The sequence below is a fragment of the Butyribacter sp. genome, assembly GCF_056818865.1.
Genome location: NZ_DBLYGC010000033.1, coordinates 1 through 20,814, shown reverse-complemented (window position 1 = coordinate 20,814; position 20,814 = coordinate 1). Strand labels below are relative to the sequence as shown.

Here is a 20,814-nt window from a genome sequence, read left to right as displayed (position 1 = left end):
ATTGTAACACATACGGAGGTTATCAGTCAAAAGAATATGGAATTATTTTTGCTGTGGTACAGTATCTATTTTCCGCTAAGCACCTTATCTATCACACAGGCGAGATGAGGCATTGCATTTTTTGCCTCCTGTAATGTATTATTTTCATTTCCAAGTTCTATAAGGAGTGCTCTTTTTCTCAGATGGAGATTATAACGGTATCCTTTCAGATATACCGGCTTTGCAAAATCGTTATAATTTTCCATGCATTTTAGTTTTAGCTGCAGACTAAATGCAAGATTATACTGCAGATTAGGATTATAAAGGTATCCGATATTTCCGTTGCGGTTTCTCGACAATCCGTTAAAAAACATTACCTGCGCCGTTCTCTTTCCGTTTATTACAGTCGTTCTGTGTACTTTATTTCCTACGCCATCCCTATGCAGGTCTATTATAACCTGTATTGACGGATATTTTTTCAATGTTCTTTTCACATGTTCTGCCGCATTGTTATATGCTCTGTTTCTGTCAATTCTTCCGTTTATTATGTCATACTTTGTCGTATCATGTATCACGTTGTAACCGTATTTTTTTAAATTATATGTAAGTGTTGTTCCGACTCCTACTATGGACTGAGCTGTCACACCGCTTTTGCTGTCACAAAACGCTTCTGAACCGCCATGTGTGTGAAATATAAGTATTTGCGGTTTGTTAGAGTTTCTCTTAATTCTTAAATCTGACGATAAAAGTTTTTTTACATTAAAAACATTATTGTCAATGGAAGTAGTAGAGTCCGCTATATAAAAATTTTTCAGAAGATAATTTCTGTTAAGACCTTTTTTCAATGTATTAACCTTTTTAATATTTTCTTTTAAGGATGCTGTTTTATTACGGCTTATTACTATATCCCTTTGTTTTATCTTCTCAGAGTCTCCCTTCAATTTTTCTTCTTTTTTTGCTGCCTCATTCTCTTTTTTTGCCAGTTCCAAGTCCTCATTTTCCTCCTGACATGCATTCATATAAAGTTCACCCGACATTCCACTCCATATCTTTTTTCTGCTGTTTATGCCAACCCACGTCATAGCTGTCTTTTCAGCTTCTTTTTCGGCAACACTCCTAAACCTGTTTCCGTGTTCAACCATATACGAAACTCCAGAGCTTGTTTTAGTTATAAATTTAAGTAAAAGAGGAACATCACTTCCGTTTCTTGCCATACTTATAGCAGAAGAATTTGAATATCCGAAATTTACCAGGCCGGCAGTAACCATATTTTGTATTTTATTGCCAATATCTAATTTTTTCAGTCTCACGGCAAAAAAACTTGCCACCCAAATGATAACAACAATCATAACAATAATTTTCTTTGTATTTTTCATATATCATGTCCTTCTCTTTCTGACAGCATTACTGCCTGCCCGTAAACCTTGCAGGGCAGTAACATGGCAGCATCTTATATCTTCTAAGAACAAAATATGCAAAAAAACTTTTGATATGAATATTTTTTGCTCAGCCGAGAAGTTTATATCAATCTCTGCATCAAAACATTTCCGGCAAAAACAACTCAATTTAATATAATCGAATTTAAAGCACTGTTAAGCCCTCCGGCAATTGCTTTTCCGATAAAAAAAATCTGCTCATCAATATCTTTAGGTGTAACAAAAAGACCGCTGTATTTTTCATTGGACATCTGACGCAGGAATATATCTGTTTCTTCCTGTGAAAATCCCTGTCCAAGAAGAGTTTCCTCTATGCAGTCATATGCAACGGTTGCCATTGATACAACTGTTGGTACTCCTATGGCAATAACCGGTATCCCCATAATCCTCTCATTTATCTCCTTTCGCACGTTTCCAATCCCAGCCCCCGGAGATATTCCCGTGTCGGTCACCTGAATTGTATGGCACAGTCTCTCAGTATGTCTTGAACAGAGCGAATCTATAACCAGAATATAATCAAATCCGCCTTCTGAAACTATTTTTTTAATAATGTCACATGTCTCCATTCCTGTCTGAGCCAAAACTCCCGGTGCAATGGCACAAATTTTTTCCGGAATTATATCTATATACTCTATGACCTTGTTTCCGAGCATATCTGGTGTCGCATATCTGTTTCCAAGACCGGCTGTCAAAACTTTTATTTTTCTGTTTCCATGTGTCTTTTTTAATATCATTTTTTCGATAATACCTGCAAAAACTTTTTCAAAGCCTTCCTCATCACTTTTTCTCCATCCACTGTCAGAAAACTCAAGCGTAATATATTCTCCTACAGGCTTTCCCATCGCTTCTGCACCATGTTCATCTTTAATGTCAACGACAGTCATTGTGATACCTAAAATTCCTGTATCAGTCTTTTCTATTTGAACACCTGAAATCTCCACATTATCATCCGGGAAACTTTCCCTCACCTCAACCGCAAGGTCTGTCACTCTGCTAAGCATAAAACCTCCTGTTTTTGCTGCTGTTCACGCCTACGTTGTGGACAATAGCCCAGTTTTTACTAATATAATTTACTTTTCCCTAAATCCAGCAATAATATACACCTCAAAACAAATAAAAAATTCGTAACAGCTCAGCCTGCTACAATTCATCAAAAAAAGCGTAAAAAATCATCAAAAAAGCCTTGACAAATGTCAAAATAATCACTATGATAAATGAGTATGTTTACTTCAAAGCGACCGTGTCCGGTTTGATGAAACAAAAGATTTCACAATTGGGAGGTGTAAGGAATGGCTAACATTAAATCAGCAAAGAAAAGAATTTTAGTTGATCGCAGAAATGCAGAGAGAAATAAAGCAATCAAGTCTAAAGTTAAGACAGCTGTCAAAGGTGTTGACGCTGCTATCGCAGCAGGAGACAAGGACGCTGCTTCTAAGGCTTTAACAACAGCAATCTCTGAAATCAATAGAGCTGCAAGCAAAGGTGTTTTCCACAAGAAAACAGCTTCAAGAAAGATTTCTCGTATTACAATTGCTGTAAATAAAATCGCGTAATCTATTTAAAACTTAAAGAGTTGCCAATGGTGTGGGCAGCTCTTTTTTCATATACACATAATGATGTTGGGGACAAAAGGTATTTTGACCCTTGCATCATATAATTAAGATCTAACAGGAGACAAACAATGAAGAAAGAAAATTACTTAAAATGGGATGAATATTTTATGGGTATTGCTCTCCTATCTGCTGAGAGGAGCAAAGACCCCCATACAAGCGTAGGCGCCTGTATTATCAGCGAAGACAACAAAATCTTATCCGTCGGTTACAACGGTATGCCTCTTGGCTGTTCTGATGATGAATATCCGTGGGAGCGAAACTCAGACAACGAGCTGGATGCAAAGTATCTCTATGTATGCCATGCAGAGTTAAATGCGTTGTTAAACTATACAGGAACAAATTTAAAAAACGCAAAAATATATACTACCCTCTTTCCATGCAATGAATGCACAAAAGCTCTTATTCAATCCGGAATAAAAGAAGTCATTTATATGTCAGATAAGTATTCTGATACACCTTCTGTCATAGCAGCAAAAAGAATGATGAATTCTGCCGGTGTTAAATTTACTCCATATAAACCTATAAACAGGACTATTGAATTGCAGTTATAGTCACCGCAAGGCATAAAATAAGCCCACTCAAAACGAATGGGCTTATTCGCTTATCGTTTACTATTTGACTTTCATCGTTTTCTTGTATCCTGTCGATTTTTTCAGCATTTTCTTATAGTCAGCTTTCCTTGCCTTAGGGCATTTAATAACAGCTTTCTTTGAAATACCGGAAATTGCATTAGACTCAATTTTCCTTAACAGCTTACTATTTATTGTAATCTGTGTTAATTTCTTTCTGTTATAAAATGCTTTCTTGCAAATCTTTGTTATATTTGCACCGATTGTAACTTTCTTTAAATCCTGACACTTTGAAAATGCATTAGTTCCAACCTCAGTAACTTTGTAAGAAACGCCATTGTACTTAACAGTCTTAGGAACTACAGCACTTGCCTTTTTATTGTTCAGTTTTGTATATGTCACTGTCTTTTTCTTAGCATCGTTAACTGTGTATGTCACTTTTGAAACGTCAAATTTTGTGCCCCTCTTTAAGTCTTTTTCGTATATTACCGAACATATGCCGATAGCATCTATACACCATTGACCGCTCACAACTTCAAATGTGACTGTATGTTCTCCATATTTCAAATTTCGGAGAGAATAATTTGTTCTGCTGTCCTCTGCCTGATTAACTGCTGCCTCAGTCTCGACCACTTTACCATCAACAGTCACCTTTATCTTACACTTGTTAGCTTTCATATAGCCTAAAACATCTACTCCGGTTCCCTTAAATGTGTATGTCAAAGAAGCACCTGTGCCTGTGCTGTATGATGCTGTACGATCATATACATACATTCCCTGACCACACTGGTGTGACCACTTGTCATTAAATACTAATTTAGATTTTGTTACATCATTTAACTCGTACTGCTGCATATTGTCAATAAATTCTTCATAATACGGAGCTGTATTCTCAATCTTTTTAACTGTAAGATTATCAAAATCCATCGCAGCGTATGTACCGCCTAAAGCAATTCTTCCTGATGTTACAGGATTTGTATCTGTATAAGTAGCAACCACTTTATTATTTACATATGCTGTAATCTGGTTTTCTTTGCCTTCCAGCGACAAAGTGTTCCACTGATTGAACCCCTGTTTAAATATGCTGTTGTCTGTAATTGTTCCTTCCAAAATGGTTACTTTTTTGCGGTACAGCTTCCAAGCACCATCTTTATCAATCTCAAAAGAATAGCCCGAAGAATCTTTAATTGCTGTTCCTCCACCTGTCTGACGAATTGCTATGACAGCAGATGAACTTTTAGCTTCTGTCTGTTCAAACTGCACATCAACATTTGCACGGTAATTCATCCATCGGTAATCACCTATCAGCACCTCTGCATTAGAGCCGTTCCAAGCTGAACCAACACCCTGCACACTCTCATCTAACTGCTGGCGCAGTACATAATTTCCATCTGCCAGCTTAACTGCCTCAAATGCTCCGTTAATAACATTTGTATAACGTGCAATTGCACCTGTTTTGCCGCCGCGTGACTCAATATAATCTTCTTTTTCATCACTGAGCTTTCCGTCTGTGCCTATTACACTAACCTTTTTATCTGAATAGTCAAAATTATCCGCATAAAGATACTCGTTATCCGTAACTGTTCCGTTTCCGTTTTCATCAGTATCTAATATTGTTCTGTCTGTTGAGTTTTCAGGTAATTTGCACTCACTTTTCAATTCGTCTTTATTCTGGTCTAATGTCGATACCGTAACAACAGAAAACGGCGAAACCATAACATTATAATATCCCTGTTCATCTGCCGTTATATCGCCTTTATCTGACATATAATTTGAATCAAAAGTACCGTCACCTGCTGCCTTTGTTTCAAAGCACTGCAATGTGTGATTATCTTTTAACTGCATGTTTTTAACTGAAATACGGTAGTTCTTTGTCTTTGCACTGTTGTTAATCATCAAAGTACTAAACTCATCCTTATCAGGTGATGCCAATGTCATATAACTGTCAGCACCGGTTGTACTGTTCACCACACGTCTGTCTCCATTTGCATCATCCTCTCCACAATAACTTGACTGAGGTATAACTCTCCAGATGCCGGCTGTATTATCCTCATTCTCCCAGCCTGTAACGGCAAATTTTGACAAATGGCTCAAAATAACAGTACCCGCATCATATCTGACATAACCAGACCAAGGGTCTTTTGCTCCAATCAATTCCTTAGAGGAATACTGTCCTCCCTGGTAAAAAGCACCGATTACAGGCTGATATATGACATGTGTTCTGCGTGATTCAACAAAACTCTTTATAATGTAATTTCCCATCTCTAATGCACTGCCTGTTCCACCAAGACCTGATGAGCCGGCAATTACATTTCCGCTGTCATCCTTAAATGTTGTATTGTTTGCCGGACGGAAAGCACTGTCAGAAAATACAGCCTGATTCTCGCTGTTCCAGACTTCCTTGTCCATTTCATCTGCAATTTTTATAATATCATCCTTTGTGAGAATATCCGCACCGTCCCTGCTTTTACTTGCCACAGAATACGGATAATGCCAGCCTATCGCTGCTACTGCATTTTTGTATTCCTCATCTGTATACAAGGCATTTACTGCTGTCTTTGCAATCATCTCAGCCTCGTCTGATACAATAAACTTAATCTTTTTATACAAATCTAACGCTTTTGCATCTTTGATGGTATCGCTGTTTTCTTTCTGAATCCACTTTGCAAATTTCTTCACATTCTCAGTGTCAGTCTTATCGCTCCATGCCTCATTTCTGTTAGGATTGATATAGTCTACCATATAACCATATGTCTCATAGGCAGCCATAATGGTATTTTTATACCATTTATACTGCTTTTCCGTAGTATTTGCCCACTTTGGTGTGTTCCATCTTAAGATACTTATTTTAATATTCGGATTAATCTTCTTAGCATCTGCTGCCAACTGAAATCCCGCATTTCTCTTTACATTTGCAGTCTCATCCTCCGTACGCATTGTACAGCTCTCAGCACCTGTAGAATTGTTTCTGTCATTACCCATTTCAATTTTTACATGAGTCATAAGCGGCTTGGAACCACCAAATAAATACTGCAGCATCTCAACATATTTTTCGGGATGCTCAGCCTTATAATCCATCAAAAGGTCAGATGTGGAATTGGCTGTCAAAAGACCAAATCCCTTATAAGTAAGACCGTTTTTATTCTCTTTATTGATATTATTTCCGTCAATTGTAATATCACTTACATTTTCAGCCGCCTGAACTGTCACTTTATCCATATTAATTTCTCCCAACGACAATGCTGATTTATCAGAAATTGCCAGACCAAAGCATAACGCACCTGCAAGAATTTGTTTTATTCGTTTTCTCATACATTTCCTCCATTTTCTTATTTACTATAAATAAATCCTGTGATAATGCTACGGATTGCTCATTGCCATATAATTATTGCAATCCCGCAGACACCTATGATTTTATTTTAACTCTTTCTATGTATTGTTCCATTAAACAAGGCGACACTCTTTTGTCTTTTAGCGACTTTTTATTGATATATTCTAAATAATAAGATATACTGTTTCCAAAACCTCAAAGAGCACTCAGATACAAAGGAGACAGACATGATTGCATTTCATTTTCCATTAAATACTTTACCAAAAATAATATACGCAAATGATATTGATAACAATTATGAATTTATACATTTCCAACGTCAGCCCATGGAATTTGTCCTGTTTTACATCGTAAAAGGCAATATGTATATAGAAGAAAATGGAAAAAAATATCATCTCACACAAGGCGACTATATTATTTTAGACCCTAAAAGATGTCATAAAGGTTACAAAACATCAGCCGTCCATTATTTTTATATACATTTCACATGGGAAAATGCCACAGAAACAACGTTGACAGAAACAGAATACATGGAATTGGCAAAATCAAGCCGTACAAATGCCATGAATATATTTCAACGCCAGAATATACTGGAAAATCATTTAATTGTTCCCAAACATTTTAAATCAGGCAGTTCCAATTATAAAAGTATTTACAGAATGTGCCGTGAAATGAAAAAATCATATCATGAAATGCTCGAATATTATCAATGTATTACCGCTGCAAAACTGATAGAATTACTTGGGGAGATAACGAGATTATGTGATGATTCCTTCCTCTCAGCAAAACGTGAATTTGAAAATCAGAACATGACAAATCTATTAGAATATTTAAAAGAAAATTACAAAGAAAAAATTACCGGCAGAGACATTGAGAATGCCCTGCACAGTAATTTTGATTATCTTAACCGACGTTTTAAAAAATATACCGGTATGACGATTTTTCAGTATTTAAATGAATTCCGCATTCTCTGCTCACAGGAAATGCTGCGTTCAAGCCATATCACACTGCGTGAAATTGCTTTAGAAAACGGATTTGTAAACGAATTTTATTTTTCCCGTGTATTCAAAAAAATTACCGGAAATACACCTAACGATTACAGGTTATCTTTTTTAGATTTCCCTGATAAATAATCAGTACACTAGCAGCATTTCAAGCCGTTTTTCCTGCATGCATTATAAAAAACATACAATTCTGTCTCTTCAAAATCCAAATGCTTATCATACTCCTGTTCTGTCGTCTCAAACTCAAGACTTGTTCTGCCGTGGCATTTTATCTTCATCCTGTAACAGCCTTTTTCAGTATGTATACGGTCAATCACCATTATCTTGCTGACCTCAACAATATCATTATACTTTACAATGCTCTTCTTTCCTTTAATACATATTTCCATAGAGGTATCCAGAAAATGTATTGTCATCTGCATAACACCATTCGTTCGCCTATCTACAATATAATAGTAAATGCATACCACCAAAAGAGCAATTATAAAAGCAGCCTCAGGCAGATACTCTTCAACATAATAATTTTGAATATTAAACATTTTCTGGGTAACTGCATAAATTGAAAACTGTGCAGCAAAGCATGCAATAAATAAAATTACAACATGAGTTCCTCTTAGTTTTGTATGAAAAATACTGTTATTTACCGTCACGCGGTATTCATTTTCGGCTGTTTTATCCATTATTTTTTTCCTTTAATTTATCTTTCAGCGCAAATGCTCCAGCAAGCAATGTTCCTGAAATAGAATGCCATGTACATGATACTGCACATATTATAGCAGATTCAGGTGTTGATGCAAACTGTGCTGTTGTAGTGGCAAGATTTGTGGCAAGTCCCGCATTCTGCATACCGACCTCAATAGAGATTGTTCTTTTCTTTGCTGTATTCATTCCGACAAGCTTACCTGCACCATATCCAAGCAAATAGCCAAGTCCGTTATGTAAGAGAACTGCCACAAAGATTACAACACCTGATTCAAAGAATTTAGAACCCTGTGACGAAACAACTCCTCCAACAACACATGCAAGACCGAGAACTGCTATTCCCGGCATAATCTTTTGTAACTCAACAAATGTTTTCTTTTTACCAAACAAGTAGTTGAGCAAAAATCCAAGTGCAACCGGAAGAATTACTGTCTCTACAATAGACACGAACATAGGCAATGCCTTAATTGAGATATGTGTTCCGCTTGCAAGGAAAGATACTAAAAGCGGTGTCATAAACGGAGAAAGGATTGTTGATACAGTTGTCATGCCGACTGAAAATGCAACGTCTCCGCCGCAAAGGTAAGACATAATATTTGATGATACACCTCCCGGACAGCATCCTACAAGAATAAGACCAAGTCCTATCGCATCTGAAAGTCCGAGTACCTTTGTAATTCCTAATGCAAGAAACGGCATTATAAGATACTGTGCAATTGCACCGACACATATATCAAACGGTCTTTTTGCCAATATTTTAAAATCCTGTGCAGTCAGTGTAAGACCCATACTAAACATAATAATTCCAATAATTATCGACTGAGTTGTAAATTTATTTGCTGCAAAATCTACAAACAACTTATAATTTACCCAAGACATAATGCCTGGTACAAAGAATGTTATAACAGCGATTGCTATTACAACAATTGAAGTGTAATCTGATAAAAATTTGCTAGTCTTTTGTAATACTTTCATTTTGTTCCTCCTTGTATATGTCCACTAAAAAAGTCCCTTCTTCAGTCATCTGACTAAAAAAGGGACGAATATCATCCGCGTTACCACCCTAATTTTGTAGTAATAAACTACAACTCTCAAGCATACCAGCATATGCCATCCATATAACGGTGGATACCGGCGAGGTCTACAAACTTCTATAAAGCTTTCAACCCGCTTCTCAAAGATGATATCCTAATCTGGTCATTACCTGTTTACACCGGCCACAGGCTCTCTGTAAATAAATCCACATCAGGCTTTGTTCTCATCAACGAATTTCGGTGAACATATTTTGTTTTATTTACTAATGTATTATAATACTCAGCAATTATATGTCAAGACTTTTTTTGAATGAATTATTTTCGCTGTGGCACTTTAACGCAGAGATTGATGTGTACAAACCACTCAAGTATTTACCCATACTTCCATTCAGGTATGCTCAGACAATCACAATATCCTTTACTGTCTAAATCTAACTTCTCATGAAATATAAGTCTGTACAAAATTTTATTCTTCCTGCGAAAACTGCTGCTGTTCCTTTATCTTCTCTGCTGCCGAAATCAGATTAAATTTTCATGAATCGCACTAATAATCTTATCAATCTCCAATGGCTTTGCCAGATTTGCATTCATTCCTGCTATGATACACCTCTCTGCATCTTCCTTAAACGCATTTGCTGTCATTGCTATAATAGGAATTGTCTTTGCATCAGGACGCTCCATTGCCCGTATTTTTTTAGAAGCAGTCAGACCATCCATCACAGGCATCATGATATCCATGAGAATTACATCAAAGGTTTCCTGTACATTATTTGAATAGATTTCGCTGTCGCGAAATCTATTCAAATAAATAATTTCCGGCAAAAATAATACCTGATAATGCTAAAGCAAAGCCTAATCCAATTCAAGGGAGTCTGAAATATAAAAATAATACCCATGTTTTTTGCAATATTTTTCTATTTTACGAGTTAATTTCCGGCTGGTTGTGTATTCCAACAAATACACTTCAACACCATCTGCTTTGCATGCTTTAAGATATTTGCAGAAATAATCTCTCTCCTGCTTTTTCTGCTCACTGAATGTTCCTTTATCAAAATCAATACAACTCCATACAGTCTCCTGATTTATGCCTGTCATAATATTATTAATTGTACCATAATGTTCCTTATATTTCATGACGTAAGTATCTCCACCATTGATAATGACTTTTTTCCCAAATGTCATGATATTTTTCAAAATCACTGTAAGTCCATCAAAAATGCTCTTTCGTGGAGCATAATAATATACGTCACAATTATCAATAAAAAAACCATCAATACCTTTTTTATATAGTCCCCGTGCCAGTTTTGTCATAAATTTCTGCCAATCCGGACTGGCTACATTCACCCATTGTTCCTCATCCCAATGCTCATACTTACCAATTGCCAGTTTCTTATAAGTTGTATAATATTTTCTGAAATTCTCAATAGATCCAATATTCAGATATGTATATACCATTGTTCCATTTTTATGAAGTGATTCAATATCCCTTTTTTTAAAATATTGTGCGTCAATCACAACCGTTTTATATTTTTTTATCTGCTCCATTGCTGAGGAATCTGTGCTCAAAAAGACACCATACTCCTTTTTCGCCAACGTCTTTTTCTTATAAGCTTTTGCTAAGAAACCCATCATAATAAAAAGCAGAACAAATATTAAAAACAAAACTACCGTTTTTTGGATTTTTTTCTGTAAAATATTTAACATCCCCTTGTATAATTTTTATTTGCAGCTGTAAATAAAATATTTTCTTCCATGCTCTTGTACAGCACCGATTTTATTATAAAAACAAATTGACGGTATATTCCATTCAAGACAATTCCATTCTATTTTTGAGTACCCCTCCTGCCTGACAAATTCTTTTATTTTTGAAAAAAACTCTGTTCCCAATCCACAGTTACGGTATTTTTCATCCAAAAACAAATCTTCCAAATGAACTCCTGCCTCCCCGGCAAACGAGCCGAATACCGGATAATAAATAACGTATCCTATTATCTCATTATTGTATTCAGCGAGCAATACTGTCGCTACTTTCTTTTCAAAAATCCAATAATACAAATCTTCTTTTGAAGCCGTCATGTCCTGAGGTCTTTTCTCATAAACTGCCAAACCTTTTATCATATTTTGTATCTCTGATATATCTTTTTCAGTTGCTTTTCTTACATTAAATTTTTCATTCATTCTTTATCTGTTCCCCTTTGCAATCCACCATACAGCACATTTACTACTTATAACTATTCTGCCGGATACTATAGACTTGATACTACATTGATTGGAGTTCCCTCCATAAACTTCTTTATATTATCCGCCAGAATAGAAACCAACCGCTGTCTTGTCTCAAGTCCTTTCCATCCCATATGAGGTGTTAAAAGGACATTGTCCATAGTATAAAGAGGGCTGTTTTCTTCAGGTGGTTCTGTCTCCTGAACATCAAGTCCGGCTCCTGCAATCGTACCATTTTCCAACGCTTCTATAAGAGCAGCCTCATCAATAAGCGCACCTCTTGAAGTATTAATGACAAACGCTGAAGGCTTCATAAGTGATAACGTCTCTCTGTTGATCATATGTTTTGTGCTTTCTGTCAATGGACAATGCATAGAAATATAATCACTATTTTTAAGTAATTCCTCAAGCGATACATAGCGGATACCTTTCTCATCCTCTCTTGGTGTCCGCGTGTAAACAAGTATGCTCATATCCAGCGCCTGTGCAATCTGCATGACTTTCCTGCCAATATGTCCTGCCCCTATAATACCAAGTGTTTTACCGTTTACCTCAACATGTGGAACCTGAAGATTTACGGTAAAATTGTCATGGTTTCCACATGCCAGCATCTTCATCTGTACCTGCCTCACAAATCATTTTAACAGATTCCGGAAATCTCTGTATCATTTCTTCACTCACAGCCATCTCCTTTGTCACAATGATTTCTGCACCCTGAATACGTTCTAACAACTGCTTTTCGGTTGTATCATCATATACTGTAACATTAGAAGATAAAATGGAAAAATCCAACTTACCATCAAAATTCATTTTCTTTGCATTTAATACCACACATTTCTCGTTCATATCTATTTCTCCCATTATCCTTATAAATTCTATTGATTGAATATCTAATAATTTTCTAAATTTTACATAGCTACACATGACATAATTACGCTATAAGTATATCATGGAATCTGCATAACACGCAATGCCGTATACTCTCTCAAATACATTCCTCTACGCATCTCATCTATTCCATTATATAGATTATGCTTTGAAAAGATATCTTTAATTTCAGCTATTTGAAGCCATCTTGGTTCCATACCTGCTTGCCTCTCTTCCTCCGTTTGTTTTATTTGAGTTGTACCTACTGCTTTGCAGATAAAATACTTATTAACCCATTTCCAATTTTCATAGTATTCATCAATTTCTAACAAAAAACGCAAAGGTTCCACTTCTATACCTGTTTCTTCAGCAATTTCTCTAATACAACACTCTTCATCACTTTCATTATCTTCCACACCTCCGCCCGGAATCATCCACTGATTTGTTTTTGTTTCATATGAAAGTAACATATGTTCCCCATCTATAACTATACCTCTACAAGCGGTTCTGGTTTTATCCCAACTCCCCAAATAATTTTCGCCAACAATATCTATAATTTTCACTTTCGTCCTCCTTAATTCATATCTTGTTCCAGTAAAATTTCGCCTGTATTTGTAGAAATACCAAGATTTCCCTGAAAATCAACATCGGTCACATGAACAATTTCTTCTTTTGTCTGTAAAACGATTTTGCCACTATATGTTTTAGGTATTTTAATTAAAAACTGAGCATCCTTCTTTAGATCTATCATTGTTTTCTGAGCTCGTTGTTTTTGTTCTCTGTCTGTTATTTTTCTTTGAACCGCTAATGGCAGACTTGCGATCATTTCCTGACAAATCGTTTTAAATGCTGTATAGTCAAATATTTCTATATCTGGCAATGATATTTCAAGGGCAATAGTAACCTGGAAAAACATGATTTTAAAACAGGAAATAAATTTTATGAAAGTATCAGGGATTTGGAAGCATATAAAGAAATCATAAATCTACTTGAAAAATAAACTTTTGTTCTGATATTTATAGACACCCATGTACAACTTTTTCATAAAAAATGTCGTACATGGGACTTTCTGATGTGTAATAAATTTGTCGCAATCCCCATAGCCGCATAATGTTAACGCTAATGATATATCTGTTGACTCCATAACAAAATTTGTGTATAATTTTGTTATCATACTAGGAGGTGTTTTTATGCCCGTAATCAAATCAAGTGCTGATTTAAGGAATAATTACAATGAAATTTCTACATTTTGTCATAATTATTCTGAACCAGTTTTTATTACGAAGAATGGAAAAGGTGATCTTGCTGTTATGAGCATTGAAGCCTACGAAGAAATGAACAGCCGCTTTGAACTTTACAGCAAGATTAAGGAAGGAATGGACGATATTGCCACAGGCAGTACAAGACCATTTTCCGAAGCTATGGCTGATATCAGGAGCCGTCGCAGTCGATGAGCTATCAGGTTCATATCACTTCCACCGCAGAGCATGATATTATGCGTGCTGCGGATTACATCGAATTTACCCTAAAAAATCCCACTGCCTCAGATAATCTGTTAGATGTTGCGACTGAACAGATAGGCTCATTAGCCGACCTGCCACAGAAGTTCCGTCTGGTAGATGATCCGTTACTGGCAAGCTTGGGCATTCGTTTTGTGATAATCAATAATTACCTTGCCTTTTATACGATTGATGAAGAAAAACAGACTGTAATCATCGTCCGTTTTCTCTATCAGAAAAGTAACTGGACTTCCATTCTTCGACAGGGATTTCCCCTCATTTAAGGAATCTGTTTTTATGCAGTTTCATTTTTTATGTTATAGTGCTCGTAACATTGTGAGAAGCCTCTAAGAATTGCAAAGCAATTCTTAGAGGGCAAAACGCTGGTTTCTTTTTTAGTTCATTGCCTTATGCAGAGCCTTCGGTCTTTTCATCAATCAATCTCCTCCAGACAGGTTTCAATCGGTATTCCTTGTTTATAATCCACCTTTCCACGAAAAGCACCAACATATCATAGAACATTGATGCCTTTCGCATTTTGTTTTCTTCTGATATTTTTAGTTATTTACATAATGTTTTGCTTGAGCATTCCACATTTCTGAATACCTGCCCTTGATTTTAACTAATTCATCATGCGTTCCCACCTGTACTATCTCACCGCCATCCATAACGATTACTTTATCGCAGAATTTACATGAATAAAGCCTATGGCTTATAAATATCGTCGTTTTATCCTGAGAGATATCCTTCATCTTTGTAAAAATCTCATACTCTGCAAACGGATCTAGTGCTGCTGTCGGCTCATCAAGTATAATCAAAGCCGCATCTTTATAAATGCCTCGCGCTATGGCTATCTTCTGTGCCTCACCACCGGACAGTTCCACGCCCTCATCATCATAATCCTTAAACAGGGATTGCTCTAATTTCTCAGGGTACTCCTCAATCTTTTCCCTGATTCCGACTTTTTCCAACGCTTTCCAAACTTTTGACTCGTCATATACTTTGCCTGCTGAAATATTGTTACCTATCGGCAGAGCCAGCAGGCTGAAATCCTGAAATACAGCCGACAGCCACTTTCCGCATTCATTTCTATTTCGTGCTGTTACCACTGTATCATTAATCTTAATAGAACCTTTTGTAACATCGTACAATCCGCATATCAGCTTTACCAAAGTTGTCTTGCCCGAACCGTTGGCTCCGACTATTGCAATCTTTTGTCCATTTTCTATGAAAAGAGACACATTTCTAAGTGCATAATTCTTAGAGCCCGGATACTGAAACGATACATTGTCAATATTTACCTGTGCATAATTACAAGCAACAGATTTATCCGCAGCATCGGCTTCTTCTTCCAAAGAAATATAATCGAAGTATCTTAGCAAATGCTCATTATTATTTCTAAGGTCAGTAAATGTCATCGCAAAATCCGTCAGTGCCTTGATAAGCATTGTAACAGCAGAATATGTAAGCAATACATTACCTATCCCTATACTGCCATTTATCGCCTTAGCACCAACAAGGATATAGACAAATCCACCTGTAAGAGCACTTAACAAAAGCATGATTCCGTTATTTTTGCTCGAAGCATCTTTTTCTCTCTTGTCACCCTCTGCAAACGGAATATAACACTTATCCAAGACCTCGTCCAAAATCAGATTTTTCTGAGCATACAGACGAACATCTTTGGCTGACTTATCGTCAGAAAGGTATTCCAGCTTGTAATAGTCTGCATACCGATTGTATCTAGCACCGTTTTTGAATACATCAAAAGAAACATCAAATATTTTGCTCGTCATTTTCGATGATATGGCTGCAGAAATGATAATAATAACTGTCAACGCCAAATATCCCCAGACAGAATTTGCAAATCCAAACAAAGTGTTGTCAAATCCCAGTGTAGTTCCCTTAACACCTGCATTAAATGCCAACAGCACAATCGCAGTCGCTGCTGAAAACAAAGCCTTAAAGATTATTTCACAGTCCCAGTAAAGACTTCCCATGCCTGCACCTGAACAACTTATGCTTCCAGATACTTCATCACGCAATTCTCTAATCTTTTCATTTTCCAAAAGACTAAATTTCATAGCATTTGCTTTCTCATTAAGTCTAATCTCATGTGCCGGAAACAATTGGTTATAACCAACCGAAATCCGTTTATTGATAACTGCCGATACTATCGTAAGTATCAATGTCAGCATAATTGCAACAGTTACACTCACAGTCAATACCCATACCCGCTGCTGCGAACTGAGCTCACTTATAACTATAGATGTCATGCAGATACCAATATACGGTATTAGCATGGTTATCGCAGAATATACGAACAACAATTTAAGCTGTCCCGGAAGAAATATCTCAAATTCATTTATTCCGCGGTTAATCAATTTAATGTCATCTAAGAAGGTTCTGCCGTTCTTTTTCATATTGCCAGCACCCCCTCCTGATAATATCTGCTCTGTATCATATACATATCATGATACAGACCACCCTTATCCATAAGTTCATCATGTGTACCGGCTTCTCTGATTTTGCCGCCATCAATAAGTATTATCCTGTCACAGAACCTTGTAGAGGACAGTCTGTGCGAAATAAAGAAAGCCGTTTTGTTCTTAGATAACTCGTTATATTGCAGATAAACATTCTGCTCCGCAATTGGATCCATTGCGGCTGTAGGCTCATCAAGAATCAAAACAGGAGATTCCTTATAGATTGCTCGTGCCAACAAAAGTTTTTGAACTTCACCGCCTGAAAATTCCGTTCCATTTTCAGTGATATGCCTTACTAACGGTGTCTCCAGTCCCATTTCCAATGAAGCAATCTTATCCTCAAGCCCTACAAGAGTTACAATACGAGCCAGCCTTTCTTCATCAACTTTTTTATCATTCATGACAATATTTCTCTTAATACTGACAGGCAGCAACACAGATTCCTGAAAAACTGCGGATATTGCCTTTGAACAATCTTCCCATGCAACAGATGAAATCGGGATTCCATCAATCAATATCTGCCCGTCTGACGGATGCAGCAAGCCACATATTAATTTGATAAGTGTAGTCTTTCCGGCTCCATTGGAACCAACCACAGCAATTTTCTCACCCGGTTTCACTTTTAATGATACATTATCTAACACATTATTCTCACCGTCATAAGAAAACGAGACACTATCCAGTTCTATGCTCGGAGCGCCGGAAAGTTCCAATTTCTCCTCAGAACCAGTCTTTCCGTCCGGCAAACTAAGAAACTGTCTGAAATCAGTTACATTATTATCACTTTCCCGAAATGCACCAACTCCTGTCGTTATCTGCGCTAACCACTCACCAAGACCATTTACTGCGGCTGCATACAGTGCGAAGCTGCCAATAGTAATGTCACCTTTAAGAGTAAGCCATATCAATATCAGATATACTAAACCATCTCTCAGCAATACGACTATACCGTTGACGATAACAACAAACAATTGATAGCTTTGAACCTTATCATCTACTTTTTTCTTATCAAGCCTTGCCATTCCAGCCATCTGACTAATCCACTCTCTCATGGAATATACTCTGATGTCCTTAGCTATGCTCAAACCTCTGGTGTTATATGCAAAATAATTCATTTTTCGTTCTGCTTTTGCAGCATCGTCCTTTAGCATCTGTTTTTTCTTCTCTGCATAAAGAGTCACAACCATATTTACTGCATATGCTGTGATAAGAGCAGCAAGGACAAGAGGATGAACATATATGAGCATCACACCATATATCATAATGCCGATAAAACTCGTTAATAATTCCAATAATCTTGGAATATATGTACCTATGCCCCATCTTGTTGTTCCCTCAAGTGTCATTCTCGCCTTACTTGCAGACTGCTTTCCAAGCTCTGATGTAAATACTTCGTAATCCATGGTTGATACTTTCTCAACCCACAATTTGTTGAGCTGTATCAGTACAAATGAATTCATATTGTGATCCATCGTATTTTTTGCCAACAGTTCGACAACAGACGAAACAGCAATAACAACCGTTACAATAATAATATTTATCAAAAATGTATATTCACTTCTAAAATTTCCAAGTGAATCAATCACAAGTTTAGGAATAAATATCGAAGCCAACGATTTTATAATCCCGGCTGGCACTAAAAACAGCGATAAAATAAATCCTAACTTATCATAAATGAAACTCTCTTTACAATAAAAATAAAAATTGTTTAAAATTCCGTACTTTTTGCTATATATCTGCAAATATTTTCTTGCAATATTATCCTGAAATATCATGGTATTCTCCTTATTAAATAGTTTATTGCACCATTCTCTGCATAAAACTACTTAACATAGTTTCATGCCATCAGATATTTCTAATACGCCAAAATACCACCATAATTGTACCTCACTTTCAATCAGTTTAAACTTTAATAAAACATTTTAAGTCATCTGCATACCTAAACACCAGAGTCAATCATTTCTTTTGCACGATATAAAATAGGTAATTCTCTGTTTGCTACAAGTTTTCCTAATCTTGTATTTGCCCTGTATTTATATTCTTTAACTGCATCTTCATAAGGTAATTTCAATGTAGACAAATGAAAACAATTTATCTCATCTTCGGTCAGATTTTTATCACCAAACGAATTAACTCTACACAGAAAATAATTATTGATATTATGTCTATGAATAAGGTTATAATAATCACTTACAACTCCGATTTTGCATACCACTTCTACCTCTGCACCCAATTCTTCTTTTAATTCCCTTTTTATAGCAGCAATCAGGTCTTCGCCCTCCTCTACACCACCTCCAGCTGTTTCAATCAATGTTGCTTTTCCAAAGTCATCATCTCTCTTTGCTCTTACAAAATAGAAATATCCGTTTTCATCGTAAACAATCGCTCTTGCGATATTCCTGTCATGGTCAATATAATCATATTTCCATTCGGTATCCTGCAAATTAATTTTTAGTTCTCTATGCATATTTTCTAATCCATCTTCCTTTTTGTAGCATTTACTTATCGATAAAATTCTGTCCTTCTAAGATCTGTATATGGTCTGTCTTTCCTGATTTTCACAGAGTCAGAAAGATCAATATCCGCATATAAAATCTGTTCCTCATCCTTTGCTTTTGCAACAACATTTCCTTTTGCATCAATGACAATGGATTCTCCCGAAAAGTCCATCTGTCCTTCCGTTCCTACCCTGTTACACATTGCAATAGCCACGCTGTTTTGAAATGCCTGTACTCTTAATTCCCATTCAAACATTTCGGATGGCTCTGCTTTTGTGTTCACTGTCGGAATTACAATCAAATCTGCTCCCATCAGCATTTCTGTTCTGATACTTTCAGTATAATGCCTGTCAAAGCAGACTACAATTCCTATCTTCCCATATATCGTATCAAACACCTTAAATCCATCATCTGACGGAGTATAATAATCCTGTTCGTAAAATTTCTCAGCCTGTGCAACATGAACCATTTTCTGAATACCCTGTATCTTACCATTTGTTCCGATAAATAAACTTGCATCATATGGCTTTCTGTTTTCCTCCAAATATATATTGGGTATGGAAATAATAGAATTTTTCCTGCTTGCCTCCTGAAGCTGCCGTACTTCTTTTGAATCAATTTTAATAAGATATTTTTCAACATCTTTGCCTTTATATTGAGGAAAGAACTCTGTCAATTGAACTTCCGGGAAAAGAATCATATCTGCATTATGATTCGCAGCTTCTTTGATTAATTTGATACTTTTATTCAAATTATCCTGCATATTTTTGTATGTTTTCATCTGTGCCAAAGCAATGCGCATGATTTTCACCTCTTGTTTCTTTACAATGCCCAGTTTGTATTATTCTACCGGATAAAGTGCGTTTCTACCAGTTATTATATCGGCATTATTTGATACATTAACAATTCCGGCTGACAAACTGGAATTTATATAATTATCTCTCTAACTTTCCCCATTTTATAGGCTTTCCCGCCTGTCCATTAGTGAAATGATATGTAGTTTCCCTTATTTTTGCCCTTATGAGATAATCACAAGGGAAATAAGGGAAATTTTTTAGTCATTGCCTACCACTTTATCAAGAAGCCGAACCGATTTTCGTTTCGCATCTCTTGTGGAGTGAGCATAGACGTTCATTGTGGTACTGACATCTGAGTGTCCTAACAATTCCTGCACATCTTTTGGGGCAGCTCCATTTGCTAAAAGGTTGCTTGCATAGGTGTGACGTAACTGGTGGAAATGAAAGCCTTCAAATCCCTCTAATGTTTTTGCTACCTTTCTGCATACCGTTCCCAAAGTAGTCGGAAGTTCCAGACAGCCATCAGGTCTTAAGCAGACGAAAGAAATTTCTTTATAATCTGCCGGGACTTCCTCTGTTCTGTCTAAGCAATAATACTCGTAGTACACTCTGTTTTTCTCTTTGACCTCTTTGTAGTAGTTCGTGTGATAAAGTTCTCCATACTGCATTCGATTTTTTAACTGCTCTTTCCGGGCATTACGGAAAATCTCTACCAGCGTATCTCCAAAATCAACAATCCTCACTTTTTTCCGCTTGGTTGGTCCGATGATATATTTGCG

General features: G+C 36.5%; 21 protein-coding genes, 1 pseudogene and 1 other annotated feature. Of the genes and pseudogenes, 5 read left to right on the top strand and 17 right to left on the bottom strand.

Features of this window, described 5'->3' with window-relative positions:
- Positions 1-65: 65 nt before the first annotated feature.
- Both spoIIP and gpr read right to left on the bottom strand, forming a co-directional pair.
- Complete coding sequence (gene spoIIP / locus ACZLXV_RS12475; protein WP_022224938.1) at positions 66-1,355, bottom strand: stage II sporulation protein P; 1,290 nt, start codon at positions 1,353-1,355, stop codon at positions 66-68.
- Positions 1,356-1,540: 185 nt separating this feature from the next.
- Positions 1,541-2,416: a GPR endopeptidase gene (gene gpr / locus ACZLXV_RS12470; protein ID WP_022224939.1), complete on the bottom strand. Its 876-nt coding sequence runs from the start codon at positions 2,414-2,416 to the stop codon at positions 1,541-1,543.
- 288 nt (positions 2,417-2,704) lie between these two features.
- Here gpr and rpsT point away from each other — a divergent pair, with 288 nt between their 5' ends.
- Together rpsT and ACZLXV_RS12460 are read left to right on the top strand one after the other, a co-directional pair.
- A complete protein-coding gene (gene rpsT / locus ACZLXV_RS12465; protein ID WP_022224940.1) occupies positions 2,705-2,968 on the top strand; it encodes a 30S ribosomal protein S20 in 264 nt (87 codons plus the stop codon).
- A gap of 128 nt (positions 2,969-3,096) precedes the next feature.
- Positions 3,097-3,579, top strand: coding sequence for a deoxycytidylate deaminase (locus tag ACZLXV_RS12460; protein WP_022224941.1), 483 nt, complete (start codon positions 3,097-3,099; stop codon positions 3,577-3,579).
- Positions 3,580-3,639: 60 nt separating this feature from the next.
- Here ACZLXV_RS12460 and ACZLXV_RS12455 read toward each other — a convergent pair whose 3' ends face one another.
- Positions 3,640-6,909, bottom strand: a complete 3,270-nt coding sequence (locus ACZLXV_RS12455; protein ID WP_482383631.1) for a leucine-rich repeat protein — start codon at positions 6,907-6,909, stop codon at positions 3,640-3,642.
- 246 nt (positions 6,910-7,155) lie between these two features.
- Here ACZLXV_RS12455 and ACZLXV_RS12450 point away from each other — a divergent pair, with 246 nt between their 5' ends.
- Entirely contained in the window at positions 7,156-8,061 is a 906-nt protein-coding gene (locus ACZLXV_RS12450; protein WP_482383630.1) for an AraC family transcriptional regulator, read from the top strand.
- A gap of 8 nt (positions 8,062-8,069) precedes the next feature.
- Here the strand turns inward: ACZLXV_RS12450 and ACZLXV_RS12445 are convergent, their stop codons facing one another.
- The 9 genes and pseudogenes from ACZLXV_RS12445 to ACZLXV_RS12405 form a co-directional block, all read right to left on the bottom strand.
- Positions 8,070-8,612, bottom strand: coding sequence for a hypothetical protein (locus tag ACZLXV_RS12445; RefSeq protein WP_022224944.1), 543 nt, complete (start codon positions 8,610-8,612; stop codon positions 8,070-8,072).
- Entirely contained in the window at positions 8,605-9,609 is a 1,005-nt protein-coding gene (locus tag ACZLXV_RS12440; protein WP_022224945.1) for a bile acid:sodium symporter family protein, read from the bottom strand. The genes ACZLXV_RS12445 and ACZLXV_RS12440 overlap by 8 nt, the downstream gene beginning before the upstream one ends.
- A 57-nt stretch (positions 9,610-9,666) precedes the next feature.
- Positions 9,667-9,908 (bottom strand) — a binding site (T-box leader).
- A 279-nt stretch (positions 9,909-10,187) separates the two neighbouring features.
- A pseudogene (locus ACZLXV_RS12435) lies at positions 10,188-10,424 on the bottom strand (response regulator); the annotation flags it as partial.
- Positions 10,425-10,520: 96 nt separating this feature from the next.
- Positions 10,521-11,234 carry an endo alpha-1,4 polygalactosaminidase gene (locus ACZLXV_RS12430; RefSeq protein WP_482383629.1) on the bottom strand — a complete coding sequence of 238 codons (714 nt, stop codon included), beginning with the start codon at positions 11,232-11,234 and terminating at the stop codon, positions 10,521-10,523.
- A gap of 153 nt (positions 11,235-11,387) precedes the next feature.
- Positions 11,388-11,846, bottom strand: a complete 459-nt coding sequence (locus ACZLXV_RS12425; RefSeq protein ID WP_022224948.1) for a GNAT family N-acetyltransferase — start codon at positions 11,844-11,846, stop codon at positions 11,388-11,390.
- Between the two features lie 68 nt (positions 11,847-11,914).
- Positions 11,915-12,505: a 2-hydroxyacid dehydrogenase gene (locus ACZLXV_RS12420; protein ID WP_482383628.1), complete on the bottom strand. Its 591-nt coding sequence runs from the start codon at positions 12,503-12,505 to the stop codon at positions 11,915-11,917.
- Complete coding sequence (locus tag ACZLXV_RS12415; protein ID WP_482383627.1) at positions 12,477-12,734, bottom strand: Rossmann-fold NAD(P)-binding domain-containing protein; 258 nt, start codon at positions 12,732-12,734, stop codon at positions 12,477-12,479. Before ACZLXV_RS12415 ends, ACZLXV_RS12420 begins: the two co-directional genes overlap by 29 nt.
- 101 nt (positions 12,735-12,835) lie before the next feature.
- The gene (locus ACZLXV_RS12410; protein WP_482383626.1) at positions 12,836-13,318 is read right to left on the bottom strand and encodes an NUDIX hydrolase; all 483 of its coding nucleotides are present in this window, start codon (positions 13,316-13,318) and stop codon (positions 12,836-12,838) included.
- 11 nt (positions 13,319-13,329) lie between these two features.
- Positions 13,330-13,635, bottom strand: coding sequence for a hypothetical protein (locus tag ACZLXV_RS12405; RefSeq protein ID WP_482383625.1), 306 nt, complete (start codon positions 13,633-13,635; stop codon positions 13,330-13,332).
- 310 nt (positions 13,636-13,945) lie between these two features.
- On the opposite strand from ACZLXV_RS12405, the gene ACZLXV_RS12400 reads away from it, so the two are divergent.
- Together ACZLXV_RS12400 and ACZLXV_RS12395 are read left to right on the top strand one after the other, a co-directional pair.
- On the top strand, positions 13,946-14,209 hold the full coding sequence (locus ACZLXV_RS12400) for a type II toxin-antitoxin system prevent-host-death family antitoxin (RefSeq protein WP_482383624.1): 264 nt from the start codon (positions 13,946-13,948) through the stop codon (positions 14,207-14,209).
- Positions 14,206-14,538 carry a type II toxin-antitoxin system RelE/ParE family toxin gene (locus ACZLXV_RS12395; protein WP_482383623.1) on the top strand — a complete coding sequence of 111 codons (333 nt, stop codon included), beginning with the start codon at positions 14,206-14,208 and terminating at the stop codon, positions 14,536-14,538. Before ACZLXV_RS12400 ends, ACZLXV_RS12395 begins: the two co-directional genes overlap by 4 nt.
- 273 nt (positions 14,539-14,811) lie before the next feature.
- On the opposite strand, the gene ACZLXV_RS12390 is transcribed toward ACZLXV_RS12395, so the two are convergent.
- From ACZLXV_RS12390 to ACZLXV_RS12370, 5 genes are all read right to left on the bottom strand, one after another.
- A complete protein-coding gene (locus tag ACZLXV_RS12390; protein WP_482383622.1) occupies positions 14,812-16,677 on the bottom strand; it encodes an ABC transporter ATP-binding protein in 1,866 nt (621 codons plus the stop codon).
- Complete coding sequence (locus tag ACZLXV_RS12385; RefSeq protein ID WP_482383621.1) at positions 16,674-18,515, bottom strand: ABC transporter ATP-binding protein; 1,842 nt, start codon at positions 18,513-18,515, stop codon at positions 16,674-16,676. The genes ACZLXV_RS12390 and ACZLXV_RS12385 overlap by 4 nt, the downstream gene beginning before the upstream one ends.
- 164 nt (positions 18,516-18,679) lie before the next feature.
- Positions 18,680-19,207, bottom strand: a complete 528-nt coding sequence (locus tag ACZLXV_RS12380) for an NUDIX domain-containing protein (protein WP_482383620.1) — start codon at positions 19,205-19,207, stop codon at positions 18,680-18,682.
- A gap of 35 nt (positions 19,208-19,242) precedes the next feature.
- Positions 19,243-20,040 (bottom strand): carbon-nitrogen hydrolase family protein, encoded by a 798-nt coding sequence (locus tag ACZLXV_RS12375; RefSeq protein WP_022224235.1) that lies wholly within the window; start codon positions 20,038-20,040, stop codon positions 19,243-19,245.
- Positions 20,041-20,292: 252 nt separating this feature from the next.
- A partial coding sequence (locus ACZLXV_RS12370) for a tyrosine-type recombinase/integrase (protein WP_482383619.1) occupies positions 20,293-20,814 on the bottom strand: 522 nt, incomplete at its 5' end.

Excerpts from the sequence above, each read along its gene's own strand:
- spoIIP (WP_022224938.1), bottom strand. The coding sequence starts at position 1,355 with ATGAAAAATACAAAGAAAATTATTGTTATGATTGTTGTTATCATTTGG.
- gpr (WP_022224939.1), bottom strand. The coding sequence starts at position 2,416 with ATGCTTAGCAGAGTGACAGACCTTGCGGTTGAGGTGAGGGAAAGTTTC.
- rpsT (WP_022224940.1), top strand. The coding sequence starts at position 2,705 with ATGGCTAACATTAAATCAGCAAAGAAAAGAATTTTAGTTGATCGCAGA.
- ACZLXV_RS12460 (WP_022224941.1), top strand. The coding sequence starts at position 3,097 with ATGAAGAAAGAAAATTACTTAAAATGGGATGAATATTTTATGGGTATT.
- ACZLXV_RS12455 (WP_482383631.1), bottom strand. The coding sequence starts at position 6,909 with ATGAGAAAACGAATAAAACAAATTCTTGCAGGTGCGTTATGCTTTGGT.
- ACZLXV_RS12450 (WP_482383630.1), top strand. The coding sequence starts at position 7,156 with ATGATTGCATTTCATTTTCCATTAAATACTTTACCAAAAATAATATAC.
- ACZLXV_RS12445 (WP_022224944.1), bottom strand. The coding sequence starts at position 8,612 with ATGGATAAAACAGCCGAAAATGAATACCGCGTGACGGTAAATAACAGT.
- ACZLXV_RS12440 (WP_022224945.1), bottom strand. The coding sequence starts at position 9,609 with ATGAAAGTATTACAAAAGACTAGCAAATTTTTATCAGATTACACTTCA.
- ACZLXV_RS12425 (WP_022224948.1), bottom strand. The coding sequence starts at position 11,846 with ATGAATGAAAAATTTAATGTAAGAAAAGCAACTGAAAAAGATATATCA.
- ACZLXV_RS12420 (WP_482383628.1), bottom strand. The coding sequence starts at position 12,505 with ATGAAGATGCTGGCATGTGGAAACCATGACAATTTTACCGTAAATCTT.
- ACZLXV_RS12415 (WP_482383627.1), bottom strand. The coding sequence starts at position 12,734 with ATGAACGAGAAATGTGTGGTATTAAATGCAAAGAAAATGAATTTTGAT.
- ACZLXV_RS12400 (WP_482383624.1), top strand. The coding sequence starts at position 13,946 with ATGCCCGTAATCAAATCAAGTGCTGATTTAAGGAATAATTACAATGAA.
- ACZLXV_RS12395 (WP_482383623.1), top strand. The coding sequence starts at position 14,206 with ATGAGCTATCAGGTTCATATCACTTCCACCGCAGAGCATGATATTATG.
- ACZLXV_RS12390 (WP_482383622.1), bottom strand. The coding sequence starts at position 16,677 with ATGAAAAAGAACGGCAGAACCTTCTTAGATGACATTAAATTGATTAAC.
- ACZLXV_RS12385 (WP_482383621.1), bottom strand. The coding sequence starts at position 18,515 with ATGATATTTCAGGATAATATTGCAAGAAAATATTTGCAGATATATAGC.
- ACZLXV_RS12380 (WP_482383620.1), bottom strand. The coding sequence starts at position 19,207 with ATGCATAGAGAACTAAAAATTAATTTGCAGGATACCGAATGGAAATAT.
- ACZLXV_RS12375 (WP_022224235.1), bottom strand. The coding sequence starts at position 20,040 with ATGCGCATTGCTTTGGCACAGATGAAAACATACAAAAATATGCAGGAT.